The sequence below is a fragment of the Nanhaiella sioensis genome (assembly GCF_046557775.1).
GTDB classification, from domain to species: Bacteria; Bacillota; Bacilli; order Bacillales; family SM2101; genus Nanhaiella; species Nanhaiella sioensis.
The window spans coordinates 4,527,656-4,552,432 of the sequence record NZ_JBKAEG010000001.1 but is presented as its reverse complement, the minus strand read 5'-3'; the positions used below and the strand labels follow the sequence as shown (position 1 = coordinate 4,552,432).

General features: G+C 33.8%; 26 protein-coding genes and 1 riboswitch. Of the genes, 8 read left to right on the top strand and 18 right to left on the bottom strand.

Annotation, left to right across the window (positions count from 1 at the left end; translation table 11 throughout):
* Positions 1 to 50: 50 nt before the first annotated feature.
* Complete coding sequence (locus V1503_RS21540) at positions 51 to 518, top strand: Hsp20/alpha crystallin family protein (protein WP_410629109.1); 468 nt, start codon at positions 51 to 53, stop codon at positions 516 to 518.
* Positions 519 to 695: 177 nt separating this feature from the next.
* Here the strand turns inward: V1503_RS21540 and V1503_RS21535 are convergent, their stop codons facing one another.
* Positions 696 to 845, bottom strand: a complete 150-nt coding sequence (locus V1503_RS21535) for a hypothetical protein (RefSeq protein ID WP_214481240.1) — start codon at positions 843 to 845, stop codon at positions 696 to 698.
* 281 nt (positions 846 to 1,126) lie between these two features.
* Here V1503_RS21535 and V1503_RS21530 point away from each other — a divergent pair, with 281 nt between their 5' ends.
* Genes V1503_RS21530 through V1503_RS21520 form a run of 3 tightly spaced genes read left to right on the top strand, consistent with a single transcriptional unit; the run spans position 1,127 to position 1,857 of the window.
* Positions 1,127 to 1,309 (top strand): hypothetical protein, encoded by a 183-nt coding sequence (locus tag V1503_RS21530; RefSeq protein ID WP_214481432.1) that lies wholly within the window; start codon positions 1,127 to 1,129, stop codon positions 1,307 to 1,309.
* Positions 1,310 to 1,326: 17 nt separating this feature from the next.
* Positions 1,327 to 1,578: a sigma-G-dependent sporulation-specific acid-soluble spore protein CsgA gene (locus V1503_RS21525; protein ID WP_214481241.1), complete on the top strand. Its 252-nt coding sequence runs from the start codon at positions 1,327 to 1,329 to the stop codon at positions 1,576 to 1,578.
* A 36-nt stretch (positions 1,579 to 1,614) separates the two neighbouring features.
* Positions 1,615 to 1,857 (top strand): Acb2/Tad1 domain-containing protein, encoded by a 243-nt coding sequence (locus V1503_RS21520; RefSeq protein WP_320210077.1) that lies wholly within the window; start codon positions 1,615 to 1,617, stop codon positions 1,855 to 1,857.
* A 146-nt stretch (positions 1,858 to 2,003) separates the two neighbouring features.
* On the opposite strand, the gene V1503_RS21515 is transcribed toward V1503_RS21520, so the two are convergent.
* From V1503_RS21515 to V1503_RS21500, 4 genes are all read right to left on the bottom strand, one after another.
* Positions 2,004 to 2,435, bottom strand: coding sequence for a YppG family protein (locus V1503_RS21515; protein ID WP_410629108.1), 432 nt, complete (start codon positions 2,433 to 2,435; stop codon positions 2,004 to 2,006).
* 389 nt (positions 2,436 to 2,824) lie between these two features.
* Positions 2,825 to 3,625 carry an FxLYD domain-containing protein gene (locus tag V1503_RS21510; protein ID WP_410629107.1) on the bottom strand — a complete coding sequence of 267 codons (801 nt, stop codon included), beginning with the start codon at positions 3,623 to 3,625 and terminating at the stop codon, positions 2,825 to 2,827.
* Between the two features lie 338 nt (positions 3,626 to 3,963).
* On the bottom strand, positions 3,964 to 5,067 hold the full coding sequence (locus V1503_RS21505) for a response regulator (protein ID WP_410629106.1): 1,104 nt from the start codon (positions 5,065 to 5,067) through the stop codon (positions 3,964 to 3,966).
* Positions 5,067 to 8,234: a hybrid sensor histidine kinase/response regulator gene (locus tag V1503_RS21500; protein ID WP_410629105.1), complete on the bottom strand. Its 3,168-nt coding sequence runs from the start codon at positions 8,232 to 8,234 to the stop codon at positions 5,067 to 5,069. Before V1503_RS21500 ends, V1503_RS21505 begins: the two co-directional genes overlap by 1 nt.
* A gap of 435 nt (positions 8,235 to 8,669) precedes the next feature.
* On the opposite strand from V1503_RS21500, the gene V1503_RS21495 reads away from it, so the two are divergent.
* Positions 8,670 to 8,867, top strand: a complete 198-nt coding sequence (locus tag V1503_RS21495; protein ID WP_214481247.1) for a YppF family protein — start codon at positions 8,670 to 8,672, stop codon at positions 8,865 to 8,867.
* A 175-nt stretch (positions 8,868 to 9,042) separates the two neighbouring features.
* Here V1503_RS21495 and V1503_RS21490 read toward each other — a convergent pair whose 3' ends face one another.
* Both V1503_RS21490 and V1503_RS21485 read right to left on the bottom strand, forming a co-directional pair.
* Positions 9,043 to 9,414 (bottom strand): hypothetical protein, encoded by a 372-nt coding sequence (locus tag V1503_RS21490; protein WP_410629104.1) that lies wholly within the window; start codon positions 9,412 to 9,414, stop codon positions 9,043 to 9,045.
* Positions 9,415 to 9,453: 39 nt separating this feature from the next.
* Positions 9,454 to 9,582 (bottom strand): hypothetical protein, encoded by a 129-nt coding sequence (locus V1503_RS21485; protein ID WP_410629103.1) that lies wholly within the window; start codon positions 9,580 to 9,582, stop codon positions 9,454 to 9,456.
* A gap of 257 nt (positions 9,583 to 9,839) precedes the next feature.
* Between V1503_RS21485 and V1503_RS21480 the strand changes: the two genes are divergently transcribed.
* A complete protein-coding gene (locus V1503_RS21480) occupies positions 9,840 to 10,007 on the top strand; it encodes a hypothetical protein (protein WP_410629102.1) in 168 nt (55 codons plus the stop codon).
* 106 nt (positions 10,008 to 10,113) lie between these two features.
* Here the strand turns inward: V1503_RS21480 and thiC are convergent, their stop codons facing one another.
* The 3 genes from thiC to V1503_RS21465 all read right to left on the bottom strand — a co-directional run bounded on the left by thiC (position 10,114) and on the right by V1503_RS21465 (position 12,930).
* A complete protein-coding gene (gene thiC / locus V1503_RS21475) occupies positions 10,114 to 11,880 on the bottom strand; it encodes a phosphomethylpyrimidine synthase ThiC (RefSeq protein ID WP_410629101.1) in 1,767 nt (588 codons plus the stop codon).
* A 176-nt stretch (positions 11,881 to 12,056) separates the two neighbouring features.
* A riboswitch (TPP riboswitch) is annotated at positions 12,057 to 12,171 on the bottom strand.
* Between the two features lie 74 nt (positions 12,172 to 12,245).
* Positions 12,246 to 12,614 carry a DUF1798 family protein gene (locus V1503_RS21470; protein WP_410629100.1) on the bottom strand — a complete coding sequence of 123 codons (369 nt, stop codon included), beginning with the start codon at positions 12,612 to 12,614 and terminating at the stop codon, positions 12,246 to 12,248.
* A 106-nt stretch (positions 12,615 to 12,720) separates the two neighbouring features.
* On the bottom strand, positions 12,721 to 12,930 hold the full coding sequence (locus tag V1503_RS21465) for a hypothetical protein (RefSeq protein WP_214481252.1): 210 nt from the start codon (positions 12,928 to 12,930) through the stop codon (positions 12,721 to 12,723).
* Positions 12,931 to 13,598: 668 nt separating this feature from the next.
* On the opposite strand from V1503_RS21465, the gene recU reads away from it, so the two are divergent.
* Both recU and V1503_RS21455 read left to right on the top strand, forming a co-directional pair.
* On the top strand, positions 13,599 to 14,198 hold the full coding sequence (recU, locus tag V1503_RS21460; RefSeq protein ID WP_410629099.1) for a Holliday junction resolvase RecU: 600 nt from the start codon (positions 13,599 to 13,601) through the stop codon (positions 14,196 to 14,198).
* A gap of 40 nt (positions 14,199 to 14,238) precedes the next feature.
* Entirely contained in the window at positions 14,239 to 16,782 is a 2,544-nt protein-coding gene (locus V1503_RS21455; RefSeq protein ID WP_410629098.1) for a transglycosylase domain-containing protein, read from the top strand.
* Positions 16,783 to 17,065: 283 nt separating this feature from the next.
* On the opposite strand, the gene V1503_RS21450 is transcribed toward V1503_RS21455, so the two are convergent.
* From V1503_RS21450 to V1503_RS21415, 8 genes are all read right to left on the bottom strand, one after another.
* The gene (locus V1503_RS21450) at positions 17,066 to 17,578 is read right to left on the bottom strand and encodes a YpoC family protein (protein WP_410629097.1); all 513 of its coding nucleotides are present in this window, start codon (positions 17,576 to 17,578) and stop codon (positions 17,066 to 17,068) included.
* Positions 17,579 to 17,580: 2 nt separating this feature from the next.
* The gene (gene nth, locus V1503_RS21445; protein WP_214481256.1) at positions 17,581 to 18,252 is read right to left on the bottom strand and encodes an endonuclease III; all 672 of its coding nucleotides are present in this window, start codon (positions 18,250 to 18,252) and stop codon (positions 17,581 to 17,583) included.
* A 287-nt stretch (positions 18,253 to 18,539) separates the two neighbouring features.
* Positions 18,540 to 19,235 carry a DnaD domain-containing protein gene (locus V1503_RS21440; protein WP_410629493.1) on the bottom strand — a complete coding sequence of 232 codons (696 nt, stop codon included), beginning with the start codon at positions 19,233 to 19,235 and terminating at the stop codon, positions 18,540 to 18,542.
* A gap of 399 nt (positions 19,236 to 19,634) precedes the next feature.
* The gene (gene asnS / locus V1503_RS21435; protein WP_214481257.1) at positions 19,635 to 20,927 is read right to left on the bottom strand and encodes an asparagine--tRNA ligase; all 1,293 of its coding nucleotides are present in this window, start codon (positions 20,925 to 20,927) and stop codon (positions 19,635 to 19,637) included.
* Between the two features lie 470 nt (positions 20,928 to 21,397).
* Complete coding sequence (locus V1503_RS21430; RefSeq protein ID WP_410629096.1) at positions 21,398 to 22,585, bottom strand: pyridoxal phosphate-dependent aminotransferase; 1,188 nt, start codon at positions 22,583 to 22,585, stop codon at positions 21,398 to 21,400.
* Positions 22,586 to 22,605: 20 nt separating this feature from the next.
* On the bottom strand, positions 22,606 to 23,085 hold the full coding sequence (locus V1503_RS21425) for a cell wall elongation regulator TseB-like domain-containing protein (RefSeq protein WP_410629095.1): 480 nt from the start codon (positions 23,083 to 23,085) through the stop codon (positions 22,606 to 22,608).
* Between the two features lie 19 nt (positions 23,086 to 23,104).
* Entirely contained in the window at positions 23,105 to 23,275 is a 171-nt protein-coding gene (locus V1503_RS21420) for a YpmA family protein (RefSeq protein WP_214481260.1), read from the bottom strand.
* A gap of 655 nt (positions 23,276 to 23,930) precedes the next feature.
* Positions 23,931 to 24,773: a ComEC/Rec2 family competence protein gene (locus V1503_RS21415; RefSeq protein ID WP_410629094.1), complete on the bottom strand. Its 843-nt coding sequence runs from the start codon at positions 24,771 to 24,773 to the stop codon at positions 23,931 to 23,933.
* Positions 24,774 to 24,777 lie beyond the last annotated feature (4 nt).

Here is a 24,777-nt window from a genome sequence, read left to right as displayed (position 1 = left end):
CGAAGCGCATAAGTTATAGCGAATAAACTTTTTTAATTGAGGTGAAAGTTGTGAGTTCAGACAATAATAAATTATCTAAAAATCTAGAGAACGAATTCAATGGCTTAATCAAATCGATGAATGAATTCATTAGTGAAAATCCTTTTAAACGAATATTTGAGTCTCTTGATGACCTACTTAGAGAGCCCCTCTTCATTCAACAAATACCTATACGAACATTTGAAACAGATAAAGAGTATGTTATTAATGCAGAATTACCTGGTGTTAAGCGAGAGCAAATAAGCCTTGAATTCTTCGAACATTATGTAACGATCTCACTTAATAACAGCGAAATAATTGAAGAGTCAAATGATAAACAACAAACGTACCAAAAAATGCATACATTCCAACAGGCTTCAAGAACCGTTCACGTTCCCTACAAAATCCCAGAGCAAAACGTAACGGCAACATTTAGGGACGGCCTACTAGATATACGTATTCCACGCCAACAACGCAAGCGGATATCCATTCAGGAATAGAACTTCATTAAAAGCTCTTTCGTAAACCTTCTTGCTATTAAACAGAATGATGAGTATAAATACAACTCAATAATTCTAAGAGTAGATAAAGTTCCACGAACGCTAGTGTATAAAAAATCAATACTAAATAAAAAAGCAGCGAAGAAAATATTCATTCGCTGCTTTTTATGTATTCCATTAGGAATTTTTGTGAGATTCACTTCCGTATTTCGGATTATTTTCTGGAGTTGAATCATGTTGAATGGACTGCTCATTAGCAAATTCAGTCTCATTCCTATTGTTCGGATATTTATTTTGTCTCTTTCGGTTATTGTTTTGATTAGTCATTCATATTCCTCCTAGTTATCGTTTTTATTATTCATTTCCTTTTTAGGACGTTTTTGTGTAAATTGGTTTCCAAATTCCATGTTTGTTTTTTGTGGTTTATTTTGCTTCTTTGTCACCTATGCTCCTCCTTTTTCAATTCATTTGGAGCAACGGATTGACATGACCTTTGCTCCAATACATAGTCTGTGACGCATGAAAAAAGATTATACACCTCATATTTCATACTATAAATTACATATTTTTAAAAATTAAAAGCAAGTTATATGTAGGAGGTGGATGTAGTGAATAAAAAGAATGAAAATCCAGAACATATACAAACTGAAACTCATCTAGACCCATCAGAAGAGCCAAGATTAGTAATCAAGACAAATCTTGATCCTGAAACGAGTGTTGAGGAAAATCCCTATTATAATGAAAATGTGAAAGATGTTGAGGAGTTTACGGAGTATTTTGATAAAACATAAAAGGTGTGTCAAACATTATGGATAAGACATTAAGATATTTACAAGAAACATTATCAAACTATTTAGATAAACACAATATATCGGAACAAATATATGAAAAACTTCTTGCAAAAACGTATCGCAGTGAAGGGGATTTTGTTAAAGAATTAAATGAAGAAGAAATATCATTTTTAGATGAGGTTTTACCTGATGAAATAATATATGCTTTAGATGAACAAGATTTCAAACGTGTAGAGCAATTGAATGAGGTTTATGAGTTGCTGTATTAGTAATAATGAGTAGTCAATAATAAAGGTCATGGGGTGATGAAGCTGACACGTAACAATGATAATTTTATTAATATTAAATTTCAAGATGGTGCTATCGATAAAAATGGGATAAACGGTTGTCAAGTAGAAGACGTTCTTCCTATCTTAATCAATAAGCTTAAAGCATTTCAAAATGGCGATTTTCACAGCATGGAAAATTCACTAGCCATTTCAAATCTAGAAGCAGCTAACTATGCTTTACATTGTAGACGTGAAAGAGTTGAATTAGAAAAACATTAGAGCAGAGAGGATGACTTACAGGGCAGAAATTCCCCGAACCAATATAGCTTCTGCCCATTTAACAAAGAGTCATCCTATCAATTAGCAGTTAACCATTTTCTCAAGGTTCAAACTACGTTCGGAACATTTCTATGCGGCAAAGATGGTCATAGATTTATTAATGATGAAAAACCTTTAAAAGCAGAATTAAACTGATTCATCGCCCCCATCATTTGTCCTGCTGTATTCATCATCTTACTATAGTCATAAGAACCGTCATCTTTTTTGAAATGATTCATGATAGATCCGAAACCAGGCTGAGGTTGCTGCATATTAGGTTGTTGTAATGGGTATGGTGTTGGATACGGCTGAAACGTATTTGGTCTTGGTCTTGGTCTTGGCCTTGGCCGAAACGGTGTTACAGGAGCGGCAGGAATTCCTGGTGAAATTGAAAATGGTGCAAATGGTGTCGTAGGTGGAATTGGACTAGTAGGTTGAAAAGGTACAAAAGGCCCTTGCGAAAATGGTGGTCGTGGAAATGGTGGTCGCCAAACTGGCGGGAATGGGTACCTATTGTTTCTTTGATGCATCACACTCATTGCTATTTCCCTCCATAGGAATTAATATTGGCCTTAATAATGTATGTCAAAGCAAGATGTGTTGTGCTGAAATTCGTGTGGAGAAAAGAGCCTCATTTCTGATTCAAGGCTACGAGCCTAAACACAGCTACTTCACAAAATTGAAAGTCCCCACCTGCAAGGGTGGGGATCAATGATAAAATATGTTTATTAGAATAGGTCTGTTTTCGATTAAGTATAATACTAGTTATCATGCGATCTATTTTAAACAATAACAGTCACAATACTCTTTCATGTATCTAATTAATTATCGAAAGAAACAATTGGGATGCCAAGTGCCTAACAAAAGCAATAAATTTATGATAAGACCCAATCTACCTTATTTATATTAACTGCATAATAGCAATATCTTAATCATTCCAACCATATGCCATCACTTCAATTGTAGCTACTTGATCAGCAAATTCAATCGGAATATCTGGATATAATAATTCAAATCCTGCTTCATTTCCTGGATTTAAACCAACATCAATATAATCATTTAAAATACCTAATAATGTTCCATCCTCTGCATATAAAGCACCTGCGACACTTATACTTTCTTGTTTTTCGTCCTTCGTATTCTTCACTAAGCCTGTTACTCTATATGGGGTCCATTCATCGCCTTTTACCCCTTTAATCGCTGATACTTCCATTAAATTAGGATCTTCAGTTGTTTCGTTAAACTCAAAATTATATGTAGTTTCTTTGTATAGACTAGCATCAGTAATACCATCAATAATTGCACTTTCTGAAACAAATGCTTTTTCACCAGGTAAAACTACATTTGGTACTGCATATATCCACGTTGCCGTACCTAAAATTCCTCCCTCCTGATCTTTAAAATTCATTTGTGTTTCACCAATCTTAATAGGTACTTCACCTGTGTTTTCATAAATTGCTGCAGAATGTAACCAAATAGTACCTATTGAATCAACCCAAGCTATACCGTTATCTTGAACAATTTCCAGACTCACATTTTCTACTTCAGCTTCTTCTTCTTCAACTTCAACTACACTAACTCCAGAAGTTTCTTCAACTTCTTCTGTATTGCTATCTTCTGTCGGTGAAGCCGAACCTCCGCTCGCTCCTGATAATTTTTCATCATTAGAACATCCCATAAATAGCAATAATACAGACATGAATACAAGTAAAGCACTTAACTTCTTCATCAAATTCCCCCTATAATCTCTGTTTGTCATTTCAAAAGGTTGTTACCGCTATGGTTTGTTGTTAATAAGCATGTATATACCTTGAGTTTCATTGCAGTTTTTTTTTGGATTACTATGCCAACCATATATGTTATAAAATAGCAACAAAGTTTACGATAGCAGCCTTACAAAAAGATATTATCAAACGATACTTACAATTTTCTTACAAAGAATAAGGGTATTTTGATGTATCAATATGGGAAAATATAACAAATGTAAGTTTGATAAATTAACGGTTTAAAAAAGAAGAGTACTGTTTGATTATTAGATTTCAAACAACACTCTTGGCTCAGTTATATTTAGTTTTGGATGAACTGTTTTACTTCATTTGAAGGCTCAACTCCGAGCTCTTCCCTTAATAACTTGACATAGTTTTTATAGTATTCTTTTAACCTTTTTTCATAAATAAGGTTGCTAGCATATATATTTAGAAGAAATATAGTCATTTCTTCATGCAGAGGGTATAAAGTCAAAAATGTTTTCACAACTTCTTCTGAGCGATTAATATTCCCTTCTTGAATAAAGAAACTTGCTAATTCACGAGTTAGTTTTTCATACATTCCTGATAGCTCTTCTTCAACCCCTAAAACCCATAAATAATCTTTCATTTCAAATAAATGCCCTTTATATACTTGGAAGGTTCTTTCACTAATTTTAAGATTATCTTTATTTACCTTGTCATAGTGCACAAAATACGCTTTAAAAGTTAGTAGATCACAATATTCTGCTTCGACATCCAGTATATAACCGTCGTTTAAGTTACGAATTTGTAGCTTCATATTATTTTCCTTTAGCACTTTTTTCATTCTAGAAATAGTCGTGTGGAGATTTACAGTTGCATTTTTCGTCCAAAACATGTCCATCAATTTCCACTTATTGATGACTTGATTTGGATGGACGAGAAAATACGCAAATAGCTCTTCTGTTTTTCTTGTGGGCCATTTAACAACTGTTCCACCTTCACCTCTTACTTCAAATTTTCCTAAACATTGTATCGATGTCTTCGTTTTTAAGTCTATTTGTGCAAGTTTTGTTTTGTCCAAATGATTTTTTAGTAAACGGGAGGTCACTCTATTAATATCTTCAGAAGTAACAAATTTTACAAGGTAGTCAACTGCATAAACTTTAAATGCGTGAACAGCATAATGTTCGTAAGCTGTTGTAAATACAATTTGAATGTCCTTATCAATTTGTACTATTTTTTCTGCCAATTGGATGCCATTCATTTCCGGCATTTCTACATCGAGAAAAACCACATCAGGTAGAATGTCAGCGAACATTTCCAATGCTTCTATTGGACTTGTAAAGCTTCCAGCAACAGTTAATTGAGGTTGTTGACTTATTAATAAATGCATCAAATCTAACGTTGGTTGTTCATCTTCCACAATCATAACTTTAAGCATTACAACCCCTCCAGTTCAGTATCATACAAGTCATCCTTGACTCTTTTTCGTAATTCCAATGTAATCTTAGTTCCACAGTTTATTTTTGAGTCAACTTGTATATGCGCTTCATTCAAAGATGCTAATCTTCTTCTTATGTTCGTCATACCTATCCCTGCATTTTTCAGTTCTCCATTTTTAAACTGCTTTAATGCTTCCTCCGACAATCCCACCCCGTCATCTTCTATGATAATAAGTATAGAGGTTTTACGGTTTGTGATTGATAATGAAACATTTCCTTCTCCTTTTTTATTAAACACTCCATGTCTAATCGCATTTTCAACAAAAGGCTGAATACATAATGCAGGAATATAGAATCCATCTAACTCATCATCTATGCTAGCTGTAAAGTTTAACCACTTAAACCTAACTCTTTCAATTTCCACGTAAGACTCTATCAACTGTAATTCTTGCTCTAGTGGTATAAACATCGTTTGAGGAGTTGTGTTGTAAATGATACGTAAGTATTGGTTTAACATTTTGAGCAATCGAATAGCATCATCAACATTTGTATAACATAGAGATGCAATTGTGCTAAGAGCATTATGTAAAAAGTGTGGCTTTATTTGTGCTTGTAAAAAAGCTAGTTCATTATTGAAAGCATCCTCCATCGATGTTTTCATAGCAAGCAATGTTTGAATCCTCGCTAATATCGTGTTGGAGTCAAAGGGTTTCGTAATATAATCGTTCGCACCAGCGTTAAAGCCAAGAGCGATGTCCTCTGGCATATCTTTCACTGTTGCTAACAAAACAGGTAATGATATGAATGATTTTGACTCCCTTATTTTTTGACAAAGCTCAATTCCCGACATTTCTGGCATCATCACATCAGTTATAACAAGGTCAATATGAGGATGTTCATTGAGTTTACTTAAAGCATCATTCGCTGAAAATGAAATAATAACCTTAAAATGTTGCTTTGATAACATATTTTGAAGCACTTGAATATTAGCTCGTTCGTCATCTACTATGAGAATCGTTTGATCAGAATTAGCAGTAGTGTCGTTATCGCTTTGTAAATCCTCATTTCGTCTATATGTAGATGCAGTTGTTGATGCAACTTCTTCGACTAGCTTCGGATTTTGGGCAATCGGTAGGGTAAAACAAAATCTAGACCCTATACCAACTTCAGTCCAATCGACCCAAATACGACCATTCATCTTTTCTATTAATTGTCGACTAATATATAACCCTAAACCCATACTTTGATAGCTATCAACTTGCATAAATTGGTCTAATTGTTCGTAATAACTAAATATCTCTTCCCTTTTCTCATCTGGGATTCCTATTCCCGTATCTTCTATATATATGTATAAGGTTTCTTCTATTTTTTGAGATGAAACAGTAATTTCCCCACGCTCTGTGTGCTTTATCGCGTTATGGATTAAGTTATACAAGATTTGGCGCAAACGATTTTCGTCAGCTTCTACTAACGCATAATCGTGTAGATTATTTATTAAGTCAATATTTTTCCCTTGCACTTCAAATGCGAGTACATCAAACACGATTTGAGCTGATACTTTAATATCTACAGTTGCTATGTGTAACTGCAATTGTCCATTTTTTAGTCTGGAGACATCAATTAAATCATTTACTAAATTGGATAGCTTAACTGAGGTGTCGTGAATGAGTGTAAGATTATTCCTTTCGTTATTTGACATTTGATCTTTTTTATCTAACAAGTATGAAGAAATATTAATAATACCGTGTAATGGTGTTTTTAACTCATGAGAAGTTTTTGCTAAAAACTCATCTTTCATTTTGTTCATTGAAATTAACTTATTCGACAAGCTTTCAAGCATGCCAAATGTATGTGTATATCGAAGAGCTAATAAAATATACATTACCGCTACAAAGATAACAATACTTATTTCTCTGTATTGGCCTAAATCATAAATAATTTGAGACCGAGTTTTTATAATCGGCTCCCATTGTATAAATTCTCCAGTCAAAGCTACCATAATATCAAAGAAATTAATCGTACCGAAATACATAAAAAAAAGAAAAATAAATATGCTCGATAATAGTAATAACTCTCTTTTCTCGACCTCATCATATTTTCTTTTATAAAATACCCTCACTAACTTAAAGAAAATAAAACTTAAACAACCTCCGCTAATAAATAAGAAAAACATCTCCATATGAGTATATTTATCATAAGGAAACAGCAAAACTATTAAAGGATAAATCACTAAGAGTGAGCATGCAATACGCATCACCCTCTTAGAAAGTAATGTCGCATCTAACGCATGAAGGAATAAGAATATGAATAAAATTGCGCTATATGCTGATATATCTTGAATCTTATAGGCCGTATCAATTGAAATTGATGGAAAAAACAGCATAAAGAGCTTCTCACTTCTACATGAGTAAGAGATTAATAAACATAAGAAAAATAATCCATTGTATAAATAAAACTTGTTACTTTTCATTTTCATAAAATAAATACTCATATGATATACACAAAATAACAACAAAACAAAAATAATAGCTAAATCTGTACCAAAAGAGATGAGTTGCAACTTAGATATGTCCTCTTGAAGGCCAAATTCTATATCGTCAATAATACCCCCATCATAATAATCATATTTAGATACTTGTATGACTAATTCAAAAGAGGATTGATTTAGCGGGAAATACTTTGCATAAGGAATATTACCGATTTGTTGCGTCTCTACATTGTTGGTAGGCTCCCCACTCTGCCCGACTAAATAACCGTTAATAAACAATTTATGTGCCATGCGTATATCATTAATTTTAATTCCGAAAAGTTGGTCAGTATGTTTATCATTTAATAATACCTTTAGTCGATAGGTAGCAAACCCATCTTTATTTATTACACTCGTACCTCGTATTTGATTACCAACGTTCGGAACATTTTGAAAGTTGTTACTAAAATCGTTCTTATTTAAAATAGCAGGTTGTAATAGTACATTTTCATAAAATTCCCAATTCCCATTAAGACTAACTAAGCCATCCTTCTTAAAGTTCCAATTGGTAAGGTCGATAACTCCTTTATTAGCAGTTGGAGCAGATGGGTTAGAATTAGTCACCGGATTTAAAAAGTATAGAAAAAGTATTGCTAATATTAACCCGATGATGATCATTTGACGTTCATGCTTACTCATCTTATTTCTCCTAATTAAAAAATTATAATTAAATATCGGAATAAATTATTATACTACACAAAATCATGACACAAGAATAAATTGTAATGTGTTTCATCAGTCACGATTAATAAACTTTTTTCTAATTGTTACAGAAAACTAGTTGTATACGTTCAATGACTATGAAAAACAACAGCAACACTTTTCCTAATCTGTATTGCTTTTGAAATAAGTAAAGAAAAGATCGTATTCGATTAACACCATATTTAACAAGGAATGAAACTTATTATTGTAAATATTTATGCGTATATATTTCTACTCTATGAGAAAACACCCCATTAGAAAAAAATAAAATAAATGTAAGTAATTGTCGGAATTCTCAATATTTAAAATTTTTTAAAAGAGTGCTTTTTCGTGATACCATATAAATAAATTATATTAATCGGAGGGGTTCTCATGAATGTTCAAGAATTGCGTAACCACTTTATTTCTCAAAGGAAATATGAACCTATTGATGGTAATGAATTGCTTGATTTCGCAAGACAAATCTACTTGCATGGAAACCTTCCCATTAGAGATTATAGAAATATTGTACGTCAATTAGAGACTGATGGAGCGCAGAAGCCTGAGTATGTTGTAGATGAAATCGTCTAAACGTTATATGCGAGCTGCAAGTCAAAATGGGCTTTCACGTTCATTTGACTTCCGATAACAAAACATAATTGACTAATCTCTTACTATTCATCTAAAAAACTATGACATCATATTATAAGACATAATATGGAGGGGATACTATTATCCCCTCTATTTTTATCCAATACCTAATCTACTAATTATCAATTTTCCTAAAAAAACCATCAAAATCAATGAACTGAACACGCTCTATACCAAAAAGCTTATATTTTATTTTCAACTGCTTAATTTCAGTCGTCTTGTAAGATTGATCAAATTCCTCCATTCTTAGTACATATGTCACTACAAACCTTTCTTTATCAGGTTGATAGTCTTGAATATCTCGATATACGGTATCTATTTTTCTTTCCTCATTTTCAGCTAAGCTTCCATAAAATCCACTTACATAAATATAAGGTATAGCTGATAATCTATCACTCTCATTTAATGCTGTACCATCATTTTTTATTATTGTAATTTCTTTTATAATTGGACTACCTACACCATTCCATTTCATGCCATAAGACAAATGGACTGCGTCATTATCTCTTAATGATTCTAGTGGAATTCACGTGTGGCTCCATGTTGAAAACCCACTTTCATCAAAATCCTTGTATAAATTGATAGTTAAAATCACTCCAACAGTGATTAAAGTAATGATCGGCCCCGATAAAATAATGAACCATTCTTTTTTCACCTCACCACTCCATTCTAGTTAATACGTTCAAGTTAAGAAGTACACTTTTCTTAACATCATTAAAATATATCCCACTTATAGAGATCAGTTCAAAAGATCCATAGGAGATATTTTCATTTTTTTCTTTTTATGGATATTAATGAAGTTTGATCTTATTTTATCATTAAATTCCATTTTATTTTGAATAAAAGTTATATTTATCGCCTTTTTATCCAATAGTAATAAAGATGGAAAACTATACATAGGAGGAATTAAGGATGGGTCGTGGTAAGCATTTTAATCATAAACGGAAAGGTTATAAAAACACCAAACATAAATTCGGACATAATGTAGCAGCAAAATATAAAGAAGAAGCAGAATTTGCAATCGAAACAGTAGCTACGAGGAAAGATCGTCCAGTTTCAATTCACGTTGAAAAAGAGTAAGTTTTGTTAGAAATAGTCTGTGTAAATAAGAGTATTTAATGAAAGTTCATGGTAAAAACAAGTGAGAAGTAAGCGCTATTCGCCTACTTCTCACTATATAGAAGATTTAGCCGTATATATTGGAGCCTGTTTGCGTAAATTCCTCTGCCTTTTGCTTCATTCCCTCTTCTATCACTTCAGACTCATTTTTACCTTGGTCTTTTGCCATATCTCGAATGTCTTGAGATATTCGCATTGAACAAAACTTAGGCCCACACATTGAGCAAAAATGGGCTGTTTTAGCACCTTCGGCAGGCAATGTTTCATCGTGATATTCACGTGCTCGCTCTGGGTCTAACGAAAGGTTAAATTGATCGTGCCACCTAAACTCAAAGCGTGCCTTAGAAAGTGCATCATCTCGATTTTGAGCACCAGGATGTCCTTTCGCAAGATCTGCTGCATGAGCAGCAATTTTGTATGCGATAACTCCTTCACGTACATCTTCTTTGTTCGGTAAGCCTAGGTGTTCTTTAGGTGTTACGTAGCAAAGCATCGCCGTTCCAAACCAACCAATCATTGCAGCACCTATAGCTGAAGTAATATGGTCATAGCCAGGCGCAATGTCTGTCGTTAATGGGCCAAGTGTGTAAAATGGCGCATCGTGACAAACTTCTTGTTGTTTATCCACATTTTCTTTTATAAGATGCATCGGAACATGACCAGGTCCTTCAATCATCACTTGAACATCATGCTTCCAAGCAATTTTCGTTAATTCACCCAATGTTTCCAATTCAGCAAACTGCGCTTCATCGTTCGCATCAGCAATGGAACCTGGACGGAGACCATCCCCTAAAGAAACTGATATGTCATATGTTTTTAAGATTTCACAAATATCTTCAAAATGAGTATATAGAAAGTTTTCTTCATGATGTGCTAAGCACCACTGCGCTAAAATAGACCCACCTCTAGAAACAATGCCTGTCGTACGCTTTGCAGTCATTGGTATATATCTCAAAAGTACCCCTGCATGAATCGTAAAGTAATCTACACCTTGTTCAGCTTGCTCAATTAATGTGTCACGATATACTTCCCACGTTAAGTCTTCCGCAATGCCATTTACTTTTTCAAGCGCTTGATAAATAGGAACCGTTCCGACTGGAACTGGTGCATTTCTTATAATCCATTCTCTCGTTGTATGTATGTTTTTCCCTGTAGACAAGTCCATCATCGTATCTGCACCCCAACGAATAGCCCATGTCATTTTTTCTACTTCCTCATCGATGGATGACGAGACGGCCGAATTGCCAATATTCGCATTAATTTTCACATGGAAGTTTTTCCCTATAATCATCGGTTCACTTTCTGGATGATTAATATTTGCTGGAATGATCGCGCGACCACTAGCTACTTCATCTCGGACAAACTCTGGGCTCATATTTTCACGTATAGCTATAAATTCCATTTCAGGGGTTATTATACCCTTTCTTGCATAGTGCAATTGTGTGACACATCCGCCACTTTTTGCTCGTAGAGGCTGCTTATTAATATGTGGAAATTGTTCAAGGTTTGAACGAGCATCTGATTCTACATATCCATTATCCTCTGGTTTTATTTCACGGCCTTCATACTGTTCAACATCATTTCGTTTAATAATCCAGTCATCTCGTAGCTTTGGAAGACCTCTCCGTATGTCAACATCATATGCAATGTCTGTATACGGTCCGCTCGTATCGTATACTCTCACAGGCTCATTTTCTTCCTCGCCAAAAGTACCACTAGTATGTTGAAGCTCAATTTCTCTCATCGGTACTTTTACATCAGCTTGTTCTCCTTGTACATAAACCTTCTTGCTACAAGGAAATGTCATATTTTGTGCAATACTTTCTTTTGTCATTGAAAATTCCTCCTCAATAATATGAATGAATCAACTGTCAGATAGTCGGTTTGTATAAAGTATACATTTTCCAACTATCTTATGAAGTTGCTAACCCATACCAACTAAAAAAGAGTTCTCAAAATTGAGAACCCTTTTGTTGAAAGTAATTTATGACATAGCTATAGTAACAATAAGCTGGTCGAATTCTACTTCCCTACGCTGGTATGAGCCAGATCAGGTTCTAAGAGTCAAAGAACTTTAAAGCGCTCTTCTCTCAGTCCAAGCTATTGGACCCCCCTAGTAGTGAACATATGTAATTATCGTTAATACTATAACACAATTAATATTGTTGTGAATAGAGAAAAAAGAAATTATACAATTTATTATTTTTCTTTAAGTTCACTTATCATCGCATTTAATAAATAATCAACTGATTGATGAAGGTTTAACAAACGCTTCCCCTTCCCTTCATTATAAAAAACTTGAACAGACAATGTTTGCAAATTTTCAATAGTCGATTCAATTTGCATTGGATAAATATACTTAGGGTTTTGTTCATTAATCCACTGCAAAGCATTGATTTTCCACATATCAAGAATTTTATTAACTTCATTAGCAAACGGATATACCTCACGATAAAAATCAACTTCAACATGAGTAAGCTCTTTTCTTTGTTCCAGTATATCTATGCATTTATTATTAAATGTCTTTAACATATTTGTTAATTTTATTAATTTTTCGTAATTTTCCATATTATTTTCTCCAATTAATCTACTTAAGTTCCAATAATATTATATCAATTCGATGGATTGATTGAAAGGATAGCGAGGGTATCTTTTACTGAATTTTCATGTGGGATTAGAGTGCAATGTCGATGATGTTATGGTCATATATATTTTCTATTTTATGAAGGTTATTTGATATAGTTTTAATATTCCTTTGTTGTTGCTCAACATATATACCTATGTGTTCTTCAACATGATTAACAAGCTTTTGATCTATTAATTCAAGATAGTCAAGCAATTCATCAAACACCGAATTCTGCAATTCTTTATTGGTCAATTCCATTTATCTTCTTCCTCCTCATCAGTATATTTAACTTACATTATAATCATTGAGCTAAACATAGCCTCTCTTTTACTTATACGGTATAGTTTCGTGATGTTAAGCTCAACACCTCCACGATTGACAAAACTAGAACTAATTCAACAAAGAAAGTCGACAATTTTATATTTGCGACAATTCGACAACGCAGTTCGCATGAAAATAACAGGATTGTTTACACTAATTGTTAGGAGGTGTTTTAGTTGGCCAAAAATAAAAACAACAAGCAGCAAAATACTCGAGAAAATAAACAGAAAGCAACGGGATATGGTAACCCAAAACTAGAAGGCCCTAATAAACCTGCTACTTAACTTCAAACGAAGATGAGGGCTAGCCTTCCCTCATCTTCGATATATTACGTGTGAATCACCTCAACTACATGTCCTCATAGTACACTCTCCAATCGTTTACTTCATTCAAAATATTATATTTGTAACATTATTATACGAACAACCGTCTAATTATTTGAGGCTAAATAACGTGTAAAAAGAAGTTTATCACTTGCCATAACTAAAAAAAACACCTATACTTTTTTTTTAACATCATTATGATGACACTTTGTTAAAATCGTTACAATGTAGTTTTACTATTTGTTATGATAGTTGGTGAAGTTAGGTGAGGAGGATGAATCAGTGATTCGCTATCCGAATGGTAAATTATATAAAGAAAAACAAGAAAAAGATACTAATACCGCTAAAAAAGCTTCATACAGTAATCGTGGTATGACTTTGGAAGAGGATATTAATGACTCTAATCATTATTATTTACTACACAATATAGCGGTTATTCACAAAAAGCCAACGCCAGTTCAAATCGTACAAGTTGACTATCCGAAAAGAAGTGCTGCTGTTATTAAAGAAGCCTATTTTAAACAAGCTTCAACTACTGACTATAATGGTATTTACAAGGGTAGGTATATAGATTTTGAAGCTAAAGAAACTAGAAACAAAACATCATTCCCTTTGCAAAACTTTCACGACCACCAAATTAAACATATGCGAGATGTAATAAATCATAACGGATTGTGTTTTGTCATTTTACGATTTACTAAGAATGAACAGATCTTTCTGCTAGAAGCTACCCACCTATTAAGTTTTTGGGACCGTATGAAAAAAGGAGATAGAAAATCAATAACAAAACAAGAGATAGTGGATTTAGGTCATGAAGTCCCACTAGGCTATAAGCCACGCATTGATTATCTTAACATATTGGATAATATTTATTTCTCATAACTCTGCTAGGGATTATTAAGTTGAAAGGTAGGAATACCACATGGCAAGTCAATCACAGTCAAGAACAGCACGTAAACAAGCTGAACGTAACCATAAAAGTAAACAAAAACCTAAAAAAAGTATCTTTCAATTTATTAAGAAACTTATTTTAGTATTTTTTTCGTTAGGAATTATTGGCGCTATAGTTGGAGGAATTGCATTTTATGTAATCATTAAAGATGTGCCTCCATTAGATGAACAAGCATTTCAAGCCTCATTCTCTTCAAAGGTATTTGATAAAGATGGCAATGAATTTGCTGAGCTTGGGATAGAGAAACGCACGTATGTAAAATATAACGAAATTCCAACAGTACTTCAAGATGCATTTCTAGCTGTTGAAGACGCTCGTTTTCTTGAACATCATGGAATTGACCCCATTCGAATCGGTGGAGCCGTTCTTGCTAATATTACAGAAGGCTTCGGTGCTGAAGGGGCAAGTACTATCACACAACAAGTTGTCAAAAACTATGTGTTAACACCTGAAAAAAAAATAAGTCGAAAAGTTCAAGAGGCATGGTTAGCATATAAGCTTGAACAAATTAAATCTAAAGAAGAGATATTAGAACTGTATTTAAATAAAATCTTTTTAGGTGGAAGTACGTACGGAGTAGGCAAAGCAGCTGAAGTATATTTCGGCCTTGATAAAGATAATTTAATTGACATGCAACTAAATCAGGCTGCTTTACTAGCAGGAATGACTCAAAGTCCAAATAATTACAATCCTATTAAAAATCCTGAAGCAGCAGAAGAAAGAAGAAATGTTGTACTATCTTTAATGGCGCAACATGGCTTTATTTCAGCTGAACAGGCTGAACAAGCCAAAGCAATACCTGTTGAAGAATCACTGAATGTAACAACAATAGAATCTGAACCTTATGACGCTTTTCTAGATTATGTTATAGAAGAAATTAATGAATCTGGAGATTACGATCTATATTCAGGTGGCCTAGAAATCTATACGACGTTAGATACAGAAGCACAAAAATATACTAATGAGCTGTTACAATCGAATAATGTTGTCAACTTCCCAAACGAGAACCTCCAAGCTGGAATTACATTACTTGATACGAAAACAGGTCAAATAAGAGCCATCGGTGGTGGACGTAATCAAGACGCTGCAAGAGGTTGGAATTATGCTATAGATACAAAAGCACAACCAGGATCTTCCATAAAACCTGTTCTTGATTATGGTCCTGCAATTGAATATTTAAAATGGTCGACATATGAACAAATTAATGATGAACAAATGACATATGCTGATTCTAATAAACAAATATATAATTGGTATGATGGATATAGAGGCTGGATGTCTATGAGATATGCTATAGAACAGTCAGTTAATGTTCCAGCAGTTAAAGCAGTGAGAGAAGTCGGTCTCGATAAAGCAAGAGACTTTGCGGTTGGTTTAGGAATCCCACTAGAAAAACAAATATACGAACCATACGCTATAGGTGGATTTAGTACTGGTGTATCTACATTAGACATGGCAGGTGCATTCAGTGCCTTTGGTAATGAAGGATTTTATAATCAACCTCATGCTGTTACTAAAATTGTTTTTCCTGATGGAAGGGAAATAGATTTAACGCCGGAAACAGAAGAAGCGATGTCAGATTACACTGCTTTTATGATAACTGATATGTTAAAATCTGTTGTTACCAATGGAACAGGTCGGGATGCCTTCGTTAGCAATGCAGTCCCAGTTGCCGGTAAAACAGGATCTACTAACTATCCTGTAGATGAAACACAAAAATACGGTTTACCGGAAAATGCAACGAAAGACGTATGGTTTGCAGGCTATACAACAGAATATACAGCAGCAATATGGACAGGATTTAATCGAATTAGTGAAGATGCATATTTTAAAAGCGTAGATGAAGAAAAAATTGCCCGTAGACTATTTAAAAATTTATTCACCCACATATCAGGTGGTGAATCTGCTGATTTCACTGTACCTAACAGTGTGGTTCAACAAAAGGTTGAAAAAGGGTCAAATCCCGCAAAATTACCTAGTGAATTTACACCACAAAGTGAAATCGTCTACGAATACTTTGTGAAAGGCACAGAACCAACTAAGGTCTCAGAAAAATATGATAAAATAGACCCACCTAATGGTTTTGAAGCTTTATATGATGAAAGAACTAATGCATTACAATTATTGTGGGACTACACGTTAGATGGATCTGAGGAAGAATTAAGTGACATTTCATTCGAAATTAAACAATCAATTGATGAAGGCCCGTATGAAGTAATAGGCACTACAAAAGAGTTTAGTTACCTCGTACCTGATCCGATTGAAGGGGCAATCTACTCTTATCAGATCTCAGCAGTTAGTGACAGCAATCCAGAAAATAGAAGTGACCCACTAAGTGCCTCTGTTGAGATTCCGATATTTGAGGAAGAATTAGAAAATCCGTTTGATGACTTATTTGATGAAGAGCCAGGAACTGATGATGAAGGAGAAATTGGAGACCCATTAATTGATGAAGGTGACCATGATGAACGGCCACCTGAACCACCTCCAAGTGAAGAGGATAATAATGAATAATAACTTAAAAAAACAACAGGCTATGAGAGGTAGCCTGTTGTTTTTTTGTGGGTAAGCTCGTCCAAATGGTGGTTAAACAAAAGTCATTTTTTCATTTGTAAATTAATATTTAAAGATTTTTAACTAAGGTTATTTTCACATAGATTATCGCCCTTCGTGCTCAAGTTATCCTCGAATATAACTATTGCTCCGTAAGTTGAATAACTACATAAAGCACTGTAATAGTAATTAACAAAGTTGACGAACCTTACTCACTAGCTAATTTCAATCTTAAGTATCGATGTTATTTTTGTAATGCAACAATCTTATAATATATTTTAGTACTTTCTTGAAATAACTCACTAAGCTGTATAAAAGAATGAAATTGATGTGGTTTTTTCATTATAAAATCAATTCTTTCACCTACATTGATCGGTTTGTATTTCAATTCTTTAATTTGATCTTGAATATTAATAAGGTTCGTTACAGGGCTGCTGTTCATCCAAAAAAGCATAGATAAGAACAAACCTAATGATTGATCAATCGCCTGTTTGATATTCGTTTTTTTCCTCTGCTGAAAATGTTGAGTTAACTCTGGTTCAATCCCCTTCCATTTAGCTATTACTATAGGAATATATTGCTCTATCGACAACCAAGGCTTAATTGTATCTATATCGTTATGTGCTGCAATGTCGTAGCCAAAATTAGTTAAATCAACGTTCAATTCAAATGAATTATGTAGGTTAATATTTAGATTTGTTATAGACTCAGGGAAAAAGAGTGTATTTTTCATATGGTTTGGGATATTTAGTTCCAACCTTATTTCTCCCCTTTGGTAATTCTGTTGTTCTTTTTCATTCTTTTTTTACCCTCTCTGCACAAATCAAGGAGTGGACATACTTCACACTGAGGTGATTGTGCTTTACAATGATATCTACCGAAAAATATCATGCGATGATGGGTCACAGACCATTCATCCTTTGGTACTTTTCGCATTAGTGTTTTTTCTACTTCTAAAACACTATCCTTCCAACGACATATCCCTAAACGTTTACTAACACGTTCAACATGAGTATCAACAGCAATCGCCGGTATGTCAAACGCGACTGAGACGACTACATTTGCTGTTTTTCTTCCTACACCTGGTAACTTCGTTAACTCGTCACGGTCATTAGGAACAATACCTCCATATTGCTCGATTAATAACTGAGATAGATTGCGGATATTTTTCGCCTTATTTCGAAATAAACCAATAGATCGAATATCCTGTTGTAACTCTTCTAATGAGACTGCCAAATAATCTTCAGGCTTCTTATACTTTGTAAACAACTTTTTAGTTACTTTATTTACAAGTGCATCGGTGCATTGTGCAGATAGAGCAACAGCAACCACAAGCTCAAATGGATTTGAGTGATTTAGTTCACAATGTGCATCAGGAAACATTTCCCCCATTTTATCTAAACAAAACCTAATTTGTGTATTATTTAACATAGTATATTTCACACCCAATTTTAATTATTGACTACTCCGCATTAATTGTTCCTTTCCCTACGAACAGATAACACTAATAAAGATTATCATTAGTGACGGTTATTCCTCTTTTAAAAAGATCAATATCATACAGTCTCCGTTGGATTTTTAGGTTAATTTACAACATTGTAAAGTAGTATTCTTTGTAATGCGGATCAGTCTTGTTAATCAATTTACATAAGTAAGTAGGACAAAAAAAATCAGGCTGCAAATAGCTCACCTGATTGTTCGCTACTTTTTTCAAAAGATCACTGCTGTTCAAGCCAATTATAAAAAGGAATAGTACGTTTATATTCCCCTTCCTGTGTACTTGACCGTTTTTGTTGATGCTTCCGAATATTTTTACCGTAACTTTGAGCTTGTTCAACCGTTTTTATCCCATTCTTTTTCCACTCAAATAATATGCGATCAATATATCTAAAATTTAATTTTCCTGATAGTACTGCTTCACGCAATGCTGTCTTAATAATGATTGGATTATATTGATCCTGATCAAGCCACATAGATAATGTTTCACCTTCGAATGGTGATAAAGGTCGACCAAACTCTTCTTCAAACATCACATATAAATTAATATCTTCTTTGTTTGGTTCTTCAACCGCTGTCTCTGATACAAAGCTCATTAAAACTTTTTCCCACAATGGCTGCAAGGAATACTGCTCATTAATTTTTCCATGCTCATCACTGCCTTCTTCAATACGAATATACGCTCTTTTTAATAACAATCGTAATATATCCGTGCACTCTTCTGTTGAAAGTGTCATTCTATTAGCTAATTCATTTGGTGTAGGGAATTTGTTTCCTTGTTCTATAAAAGAATACACATGTAAAATTAACATAAGTTCCTGTTCATTAAGACCAATCTGTACGTAGTTTTGTAACAGCATTTTTGGGATAGAGATACTGCCTTGATCAAGCCAGTCAAGCATTTTATCTTTACTTATCATTTATGACACCTCGTCCTTAGTATAACATGAACAAGAATATGTGATGACCGTTTACAAACCATTTCACAGTACATCATATATGCAAAAAGGATGTCTCAAAAGAAAACGATCTGACATACAATTTCTTGCAATAAGGAGATTCTTCCTTAAATATTGGATGAAATGTAAGTTAGATCCTTTAGAGTCACCCTCCAAGGGAATTTATCAGTCATAATATACTAAATAGCAAATGACAGACAAACATAATCATTTTAGTTTATATTTCAACTTAATTATTTATGAATACCATTTATTACAGTGAGATCTTCACTATTCACTTTCTGGTGAAAACCTTACCCCATTTAAAGCTCCCACCTATTGAGGTGGGAGCCGAAGAACATTAAAAGTTAACTAATATTAAGGATATAGACGGTTTAATAAACGTGGGAATGGAATTGTTTCACGTACATGCTCAACACCACTAAGCCATGCTACCGTTCTTTCTAATCCTAAGCCGAATCCAGAATGGGGAACCGAACCGTATTGACGTAAATCTAAATACCATTGATAAGCCTCTGGAGATAAATCATGTTCCTTCATACGTTGAGCTAATAATTCAGCATCATGTATGCGTTCAGAGCCGCCAATAATCTCACCATACCCTTCTGGAGCAATTAAATCAGCACATAACACAACATCGTCTCGATTTGGATCTGGCTGCATATAAAAAGGTTTTAATGCTGTCGGATAATGTGTTATAAATACAGGCTTTTCAAAACTTTCTGCAATTGCAGTTTCATGAGGAGAACCAAAATCATCCCCCCATTCAATATCGTCAAAGCCCTTGTCGTGTAAAAACTTAATTGCATCATCATACGTAATACGTGGGAATGGTGCTGTAATCTTACTAAGTGTTTCAGTTTCTCTCCCTAAAATTTTCAATTCAAGTGCACAGTTTTTCAACACTGCTTGAACGATATAGGCTACATATTGTTCTTGTACTTGTAAATTATCTTCAAACTCGTAGAATGCCATTTCGGGTTCAATCATCCAAAATTCGATTAGATGACGACGAGTCTTAGACTTTTCTGCACGGAAAGTAGGACCAAAAGAAAATACTTTTCCTAAAGCCATCGCAGCAGCCTCCATATATAATTGGCCACTTTGTGATAGATAAGCATCCTCTTCAAAATATTTAGTATGGAATAATTCCGTTGTCCCCTCAGGAGCACTTCCAGTTAATATTGGTGGATCTACTTTGACAAAGCCATTGTTATTGAAAAATTCATACGTTGCACGAATGATTTCATTACGTATTTTCATAACTGCATGCTGTCGTTTCGAGCGTATCCATAAATGACGATTGTCCATTAAAAATTCTGTACCATGCTTTTTAGGTGTTATCGGGTAGTCAACCGATTCACGAATCACTTTAATATTAGTTACTGTTAATTCATATCCAAAAGGTGACCGTTCATCTTCTTGAACCGTACCTGTTACAAACAATGAAGTTTCTTGTGTGATTGATTTAGCAAGCTTGAATACTTCTTCTTCAACCTCAGCCTTAACAACAACCCCTTGAATAAATCCTGAACCATCTCTTAACTGTAGAAAAGCGATTTTTCCACTTGAACGTTTGTTAGCTAACCAAGCTCCAATGGTTACTTCCTGGCCAACATATTTACTTACTTCAGTAATTGTCGTTTTCACTATAAAATTCCCTCCAAAATACAATACATCCGTTTGCAGAGGTAAACAAGTTGCTTGCCTCTTTTTATATGTATCCAAATTACATTATACATTTCGACAAAAATTGTTGCAAGGCAGAAAAGCGTGATTGCCACTGCTATTAGCTAATAGCACGGAAGAGTCTTAAAGCAACTTAGCATTGAGGCTAGACAATAAGACAATGCTATTCCAATCCTTATTCAACGAGAGTAAAAGTGCAAGATTCTCCAACAAAAAGGGTCTGACTCGATATTATTTGCACAATACATGCCTAAAGTACAAACTAACACTTTTTGAGTCAAACCCTCTTTTATTTGGCTGTTTATGCAGTTGTAATTCTACACCAGAATAAGCATCTCGTCTAAAACATAAAAAATAAATATATTAATCCCTTGTATCTTGAGTAAAAATGTATAATAAGCGCATATATTTTGAGTGCATATTAAAAATCATTATGCATGACATTGCACTTTCATAAAATGACTAATTCTTTCAATTGCTTTTTCTAAATGATCAAGTGATGTCGCGTATGAAAGTCGTAAATTGTCTGGAGCTCCGAATCCTGACCCTGGAATGATTGCAACTTTTTCTTCTTCCAAAAGAGCTTTAGCTAATTCATCTACGTCTTTTAAACCTGCTAATTTAGCTGCCTCTTTGGCATTAGGAAATAGGTAAAATGCCCCTTTAGGTTTAATACAAGTGAAGCCGGGAATTTGAATCAATTTTTCATAAATAATATTCAAGCGTTCTTCAAAAGCTACACGCATATCTTCTACAGGCTGTTGAGAACCATTATAAGCCGCAAGAGTAGCATATTGTGCAATTGACGTTGGGTTAGATGTACTGTGACTTGCAAGATTTGTCATTGCTTTAATAATTTCTTTATTACCTGCAGCATAGCCAATTCTCCATCCAGTCATCGAATGTGATTTGGATACACCATTGATAATGATCGTCTGCTCTTTTAATTGTGGAGATATCTGAGCAATCGAAACGTGTGCACTATTGGCGTATACGAGCTTTTCATAAATTTCATCAGAAATAATTAAGATGTTATGTTGTAAACATATTTCACCTAACTCTGCCAATTCTTCTTTACTATATAACATTCCAGTAGGGTTACTTGGAGAATTAATAATAATTGCTTTAGTGCGCTCTGTAATTGCTCCCCTAAGTTGTTCGCCAGTAATTTTAAACTCATTCTCTTCTTCACCCTTGACAAATACAGGATGTCCTTCTGCTAATTTTACTTGTTCAGGATAGCTAACCCAATATGGAGAAGGTATAATTACTTCGTCACCCTCATTAAGAAGGACTTGAAATAGTGTATAAAGTGCGTGTTTCGCACCAGTACATACAATTATTTCAGACGGATCATATTGAATCCCCTGATCTTTATTAAATTTATCACATATTTCTTTCTTTAAAGTTGGGAGGCCACCTGATGGTGTGTATTTAGTTTTACCTTCATTCATGGCTGTAATAGAAGCTTCTATAATATGCTGTGGAGTATTGAAATCTGGTTCACCAGCTCCTAACCCTATTACATCATGCCCTTGTTCTTTAAGTTCTTTTGCAGTAGCAGTAATAGCCAATGTTGTTGAAGGTGTTAATGAAGATACTCGATGTGCCAATTTCATGTCAGTTCCTCCTTGATTGTTTAGGATATTATATACCTTTTGCGTTGAGTGCCTGTTTCAAAATAAGAGTAATGATAAACGTATCGGTTTTGGTGATCAATATAAACCGTTTCCCAAATTGGTATATTTCCATCCATTCCTAACGTTACTGATATGATCTTTTTGGGATTTTGTTCTTTGTTAACCATGTCAATGATTTGCTGTTCTGTTGTGCCATCTGCTTGGTTTTTAATAACAATAGGTTTGTTAACATCCTCAGGGATAAAAACTGCTAGAGCTTGCTCTGACTGATCTTCTCCAAGCACAACAGAATATGCTTCTGTTCCATGATATGTATATACTTTGTGAATAGTTTGCATTTGTGCTTCCTTTTTAGCTATGTTAATTGCTGTATCTTCAGCGATTTCAATCGGCTTCATTGCACTTAAATACAAATATCCAAGTATTATAAAAAAAATAATAGTGCTAATAAAAGCTATTGGGATAATCCTTTTTTTCATCATTATAAAGTCCTTTTTATTACGTACGATAAATGGTAAAAACTGCTGTTTCTTCATCATTTTCGTCTAAAGCTAGTCCAAACATTAAATCTTGTCCTTTTAAAGTACGATTTAAATTATCGACAATTTTGTATAAATCAGAAGAATGTGCAATCTTTAAAGTAGATAATACTTCAATTTTACTTTCCATGCAATAGAGTCCTCCTATTTTGTGAACAAATTTTGTTACTTATATTGTTAAGAACTAAGGTAAAAATAACAGTACTCACAAAGTAAGTGAGAGTAATCCATATCAATTATAACAGGTGTATTCAACAAATTGATAATAAATATGATAAGAGTGTTACCCAGCTCTTTTTATAAGGCTCTTTTCGAAAACTTTGTTGAAATGAGCTTAATTTCAACCAACAACAAAGAAATATATACAATTGACCTCATTTTACATGTGAAAAGATGCCTACGAAAAGCAACAATCAAATGCGATAACAACCTTTTATAAAAAATATACCCTAACCCACACCGTTGACCTGTACACACAAGTTGTTACAGGTTTTTTATTTCAAAATCTTTACGTGAACTTTGTTCCCATGTTCAAATAAATTTCATTATGTATAGTAGGTTTTTTATAGTCTTTAGAGAAGAATTATTTAGAAATGGTAACAATTAATGTGCATACAGAAGGTCAGAAACTTCTTTCCAGTGTTACCAAATTAGTATCAAAAAAAATGTTATATATGTTAGTCATCTTTGTATTGAAGAAAAGATGGACGAACGTTAGTTGAGTACTCGTTTAATTCTTTATAATACAAACAATCCTTGCTAAACACCCTATGTTTAACAAAATTTTATTCCTGCTTATTTACTTCAATCGGGATAATTTCATATTGATCATTACTATATTTAATGGAAATATTCCCGACTTGTTTCGTTAAATAAATATCGATCCAAGAATCATATAACCTTTCCAGTACTTCTTGATTGGGCTTGTTATTCTTGTTCTGAAAAATGATGGCAACTTTCGGGTCAATTTTTTCTAAAAAAAATGAAGTTGTACCACCTTCTGCTCCAAAATCACCAACCTTTAATATATCGACTTCTGTTTCCATTTGTGTTAATAATTTTTTCTCAATTAACTTTCCTGCATTTGTCATATACAAAATGTGGTGATTTTTAAGAAATATTGATAAATCAAGAGCGCCATCGGTCTGTCCTATATTTTCATTTTCAACCTTAATTACGACATGATTGAATAACTCAAAAGCATCTTGATTTTTCCACTTTTCTATTTTTATATCATCTAAAAAAGGATAGGGATGTTCGTTATTCGAAGCTAACACAATTTTTCCTACCGGGAAATTTTGTATAATCCAATCGATATTCGTATCGTATTGAATATCATCTTTTGTAATAATGACCGTGTCAAGCTGTTTAATATCATACAATTGAAACATCATTTCCATTTCACTTTGGGTTTTTGGACCACCACAATTAATTAATATCGTATTGCCTTTAGCATTTTGAATAAGTGTGGCTTCTCCAGATGACAGATCAAAAAAAGTGATTGCAATATCGTCCTGTGTTAGCTTTAAATTCACTTTTGCTATGTCAACCGGCTGCTGCGGTTGCAACAAATTCCCTATAAAGGACAACCCGAACCAAATTGTCAAACATTTAGAAAAGTGTAACACTACT

What these genes read in the sequence shown, in the direction of transcription:
- V1503_RS21535 (WP_214481240.1), bottom strand. Translation starts at nt 845, where the DNA reads ATGACTAATCAAAACAATAACCGAAAGAGACAAAATAAATATCCGAAC.
- V1503_RS21525 (WP_214481241.1), top strand. Translation starts at nt 1,327, where the DNA reads ATGGATAAGACATTAAGATATTTACAAGAAACATTATCAAACTATTTA.
- V1503_RS21520 (WP_320210077.1), top strand. Translation starts at nt 1,615, where the DNA reads ATGAAGCTGACACGTAACAATGATAATTTTATTAATATTAAATTTCAA.
- V1503_RS21515 (WP_410629108.1), bottom strand. Translation starts at nt 2,435, where the DNA reads ATGAGTGTGATGCATCAAAGAAACAATAGGTACCCATTCCCGCCAGTT.
- V1503_RS21510 (WP_410629107.1), bottom strand. Translation starts at nt 3,625, where the DNA reads ATGAAGAAGTTAAGTGCTTTACTTGTATTCATGTCTGTATTATTGCTA.
- V1503_RS21505 (WP_410629106.1), bottom strand. Translation starts at nt 5,067, where the DNA reads ATGCTTAAAGTTATGATTGTGGAAGATGAACAACCAACGTTAGATTTG.
- V1503_RS21500 (WP_410629105.1), bottom strand. Translation starts at nt 8,234, where the DNA reads ATGAGTAAGCATGAACGTCAAATGATCATCATCGGGTTAATATTAGCA.
- V1503_RS21495 (WP_214481247.1), top strand. Translation starts at nt 8,670, where the DNA reads ATGAATGTTCAAGAATTGCGTAACCACTTTATTTCTCAAAGGAAATAT.
- V1503_RS21480 (WP_410629102.1), top strand. Translation starts at nt 9,840, where the DNA reads ATGGGTCGTGGTAAGCATTTTAATCATAAACGGAAAGGTTATAAAAAC.
- thiC (WP_410629101.1), bottom strand. Translation starts at nt 11,880, where the DNA reads ATGACAAAAGAAAGTATTGCACAAAATATGACATTTCCTTGTAGCAAG.
- V1503_RS21470 (WP_410629100.1), bottom strand. Translation starts at nt 12,614, where the DNA reads ATGGAAAATTACGAAAAATTAATAAAATTAACAAATATGTTAAAGACA.
- V1503_RS21465 (WP_214481252.1), bottom strand. Translation starts at nt 12,930, where the DNA reads ATGGAATTGACCAATAAAGAATTGCAGAATTCGGTGTTTGATGAATTG.
- V1503_RS21455 (WP_410629098.1), top strand. Translation starts at nt 14,239, where the DNA reads ATGGCAAGTCAATCACAGTCAAGAACAGCACGTAAACAAGCTGAACGT.
- nth (WP_214481256.1), bottom strand. Translation starts at nt 18,252, where the DNA reads ATGTTAAATAATACACAAATTAGGTTTTGTTTAGATAAAATGGGGGAA.
- V1503_RS21430 (WP_410629096.1), bottom strand. Translation starts at nt 22,585, where the DNA reads ATGAAATTGGCACATCGAGTATCTTCATTAACACCTTCAACAACATTG.
- V1503_RS21425 (WP_410629095.1), bottom strand. Translation starts at nt 23,085, where the DNA reads ATGAAAAAAAGGATTATCCCAATAGCTTTTATTAGCACTATTATTTTT.
- V1503_RS21420 (WP_214481260.1), bottom strand. Translation starts at nt 23,275, where the DNA reads ATGGAAAGTAAAATTGAAGTATTATCTACTTTAAAGATTGCACATTCT.